Raw genomic sequence first — 3,544 nt, 5'->3', positions numbered from 1 at the left:
ATCGCATTCCTGACGTAGGCGATCTTCAATTTCAAAGCATCTTGGAGCCGAGATATCCTCTAAGTTCACGGCACCAAATGTCGGAGCAAGCGCCTTCACAATGCTGACGATTTCATCCGTATTCTTCGTATCTAAACATATTGGAAAAGCATCAACATTGGCAAAACGCTTTAGTAAAATCGCCTTCCCTTCCATAACTGGTAATGCCGCTTTTGGTCCGATATCCCCCAACCCTAAAACTGCCGTACCGTCCGACACGACTGCCACCATATTCCCTTTCATTGTATAGTCATACACGAGTGATGGATTTTTCTCAATTTCCACACAAGGCGCTGCCACCCCAGGTGAATAGGCCAAACTCAGATCATACGAATCTTGTACTGGAACCTTTGAAGTCACCTCTAATTTCCCACTATAATGTGCATGCATTTCTAATGCCTTTTTCATTACGTCCATTCCATCCCATCCTTTTCCCTTTGTTTTTATTGTATTTCAGTATCATAATACTTTGTGAAAATATAGTCAACGAATTTTCTGTCAATTTAATTTCATCTTTAATAAATGCTGTTTTATCTACTTATAATACATTTTTATGTCAAATTACACATTTCACAATCAATTATTTTTAAATAATAATAGCTAGAGAGTAATCGCTGAAGAATGTACAACTGTAGCCTTTTTGCCTGTTCAACTTTTCACATAGTATTTTTCTTGTGTAAAAGAGAAGTTTTTCACAAACTTATGTAAGCGTATCCATCATTACAATTGGTTTTGTCACAATTTATTCACATTTTTTCACAATCTTATTTATTATAACTTCAATTCTTTTATATAAAGCAACAAAAAAAGAGCCCCTATAGTAAGGACTCATGCATGAATTGATTGATAAAAGCTGTGATTATATGCTTGGACGACCATTGCTCACCAGATACTTTGGTAATTGGATAATCTCGTGGGAAGATACTTCTCGTCATGTCTTCTACGGAATATCCTTGCTTATAAAGTTGTCGTACTTTATCTTCTAGTTGTTCAATATACGCAATTTTCTCCATTATTTTTACTCGACCATTCGGCAGATACCCTGCATGACAGCAAAATACCTCTTTAAAATCATAGTTTAATAATTTTTTTAAGGACGCTAAGGTATGTACAATATTTTCCTCGTCAAGTACAACCTTTGTTTTGCTTTGAACATATAAATCACCCGTAAACATTGCACCCGTTTCACGATTATAAAAGGCTACATGATCCGTTGTGTGACCAGGTGTTTCAATGACATCCCAAACTGTTGTCTTTGTTTGCAATGTAGCACCAAGCGGCTGAGCAACAAATGCTGGACGCTCCCCCCATAATGCTTGACGATACATAGGATAATCTCCCACTGTTTCACAACGAGTAAGAGAATCACGGTGAAGATAGATTGGTACATCTTTTTGCTGCTGAAGCCAAGCAACATTTCCCGCATGATCTTCATGAGAATGTGTCAATGCGATTTGCTCGATTGATAGAGGACTAAAAAAAGATTGAAACTCCTGTGCCAATGAATTAGAGCCTGTATCAATGAGTAATCCATCCACAAAAAAACTGTAAACACTCATCCCGAACCCTTGTATAGCTACTTTCCCCTGCGCACTTTGCACATGACCATTGTGATGAATCTCAATGCTCGTCTCTCGTGTAAACATCCATTTTCCCCCTTTTCAAGAGTGTAGCATAAAATGAATGGTGAGTCATTTTAAGGGAATTCTAGATTTCATGGTAAATTTAATGGATTTTCTGATTCGTTGAAGATGAAACAGTAAACGTACATTGGCAATAAACAACAAGATCGCACCAATACTTACAAATATAATCATGGAGAAGTAATCCACATTCATGATAAAAGTCCATCCTGCAGCTACCCCTAAAACAAGCCACTGATACATCGTCAAAATACGAGATGTAGTTTGAAGTGCTTTATATTGTCGTTCAATTTCCGCTACTATTTTACCAAACTCTAAAATAATAAATATTTCAACGATCACTGTTATCACTAACTGCCAGGTACTTATAACGATATTTATTGGCAAGAGATTAACAAAGAGTAATCCGATATCGATGAAGATCAAATTTTTCGCCAATGTTTTCCCTTTAAAATAAGATAAACTTTTAAATAACGCACTATAAAACAAAAATTGTTGAATGTAAAAAGCAAAGGGAACGATATTCAATAGCACCAGTTTCAAGCAAAGGGCAATCGAAAGCCATTTTAAGAACTCTAAATGTCGGTACTTTTCATCCATCACAATCATAACGCTGGCGCTCCTCTTTTATTTTTTGAATATCTAATACAGCTTTTTTATCGATCCATACTGGCCATATCGCATCCGATCCACTTACACTTACTTTGGCATGAATATCTATTCCAGAATCTTCGGTTTGAAAGGAAACATAGACAATTTGCCCTTTCTTCACGGAAATAGGGAAATCCTTCTCTGTATAGGCCACTTCATTCACTCTCAATTCTAGCAATTTAGTATGCCTCTTTAGGCATGCAGGTATATTGACTGCATCAATTTGCGTATCCTGCGGAGATTCAAATGATGCCGAATGTTCCCCATTGCTACTACCAGATACACGAATTGAACGAACCGTTCTTTGATTAGAATCATCCCATTTTAAAGATAAGGAAGTAGCTAATTTTTCACCATCGTTTAGGACTAAGTATACCTTCTTCGTTTGAAGTAGCTTTTGGATTTCCGTTGTATTGGCACTAAAATAAGCGGCACGCATAAATTGATGGGCAGTTTCATTCACCACATCACTAGAATAATAAAAGTAGCCACCCTTTCTCTGGTCTCCAGTACTCGTTGTCCATAATGTAACATCGCCAGCCTGTAAATATTCAACTTTACGATAATCACTTTTATTTGTTATATAATGTATTGCAAAATCATGCGTGTCATTATCACTATAAAAATCGTAAACAAGCGGAACAATCATAGGGTTAGCCAACTGCTTATGCACATATACCGCACTATTACTAAGCAGCAGAACCATAATCAAGCCAAACATTATTACACTTAGCTTACTGACACCTTTACGAATTGCTATTATCATCATTGAAATCGTGATGGCTATAAGTAGCATAGCAATGCAATAATACATACTATTTAAGCCCATTCATTGCCCCCTCTGAAATACCCTATATAATACCATTAAACCCCAAAATAGTAAAAATTACTTTATTTAGTAATAAAATATTCTTTGCTATTCCTCATTTCAGTGCTGTGTGATTCACTACTTTTCTTTTCTATCCTTCAATTTGTGCTGGCTATCCACTACTTTTTCTTTTCTATCCTTCAATTCGAGCTTTCTATCCATTTCTCTATTCTTTCCTATTACTCCAGGTGCCCAATCCTCCACTTTTTCTGTTCTATCCATCACTTTAGGCATCCTATCCACTACTTTTTCTGTTCTATCCTTCAATTTGAGCTGGCTATCCACTTCCTCTATTCTTTCCTATTACTCCAGGTGCCCTATCCTCCACTTTTTCTTTTCTATC

Annotated in this window: 5 protein-coding genes; all 5 read right to left on the bottom strand. The window is 36.5% G+C overall.

The annotated features are described in order from the left end of the window. A partial coding sequence (locus RT445_RS22150; RefSeq protein ID WP_396631821.1) for an NAD(P)-dependent malic enzyme occupies nt 1–456 on the bottom strand: 456 nt, incomplete at its 3' end. 398 nt (nt 457–854) lie between these two features. Continuing rightward, nucleotides 855–1,685, bottom strand: coding sequence for an MBL fold metallo-hydrolase (locus RT445_RS22145; protein WP_274796519.1), 831 nt, complete (start codon nt 1,683–1,685; stop codon nt 855–857). Between the two features lie 45 nt (nt 1,686–1,730). Then, a complete protein-coding gene (locus tag RT445_RS22140) occupies nt 1,731–2,291 on the bottom strand; it encodes a hypothetical protein (RefSeq protein WP_312507123.1) in 561 nt (186 codons plus the stop codon). After that, nucleotides 2,275–3,162: a hypothetical protein gene (locus tag RT445_RS22135; RefSeq protein WP_274796517.1), complete on the bottom strand. Its 888-nt coding sequence runs from the start codon at nt 3,160–3,162 to the stop codon at nt 2,275–2,277. The genes RT445_RS22140 and RT445_RS22135 overlap by 17 nt, the downstream gene beginning before the upstream one ends. A 117-nt stretch (nt 3,163–3,279) precedes the next feature. After that, entirely contained in the window at nt 3,280–3,423 is a 144-nt protein-coding gene (locus RT445_RS22130; protein ID WP_313471572.1) for a hypothetical protein, read from the bottom strand. Nucleotides 3,424–3,544: the final 121 nt, after the last annotated feature.

The sequence above is a fragment of the Lysinibacillus sp. genome (genome assembly GCF_032093475.1).
GTDB lineage: Bacteria > Bacillota > Bacilli > Bacillales_A > Planococcaceae > Lysinibacillus > Lysinibacillus irui.
The sequence above is the reverse complement of the archived record's forward strand: the minus strand, read 5'-3'. Positions and strand labels throughout refer to the sequence as shown.

Excerpts from the sequence above, each read along its gene's own strand:
- RT445_RS22140 (WP_312507123.1), bottom strand. The coding sequence starts at position 2,291 with ATGATTGTGATGGATGAAAAGTACCGACATTTAGAGTTCTTAAAATGG.
- RT445_RS22135 (WP_274796517.1), bottom strand. The coding sequence starts at position 3,162 with ATGGGCTTAAATAGTATGTATTATTGCATTGCTATGCTACTTATAGCC.
- RT445_RS22145 (WP_274796519.1), bottom strand. The coding sequence starts at position 1,685 with ATGTTTACACGAGAGACGAGCATTGAGATTCATCACAATGGTCATGTG.
- RT445_RS22130 (WP_313471572.1), bottom strand. The coding sequence starts at position 3,423 with ATGGATAGAACAGAAAAAGTGGAGGATTGGGCACCTGGAGTAATAGGA.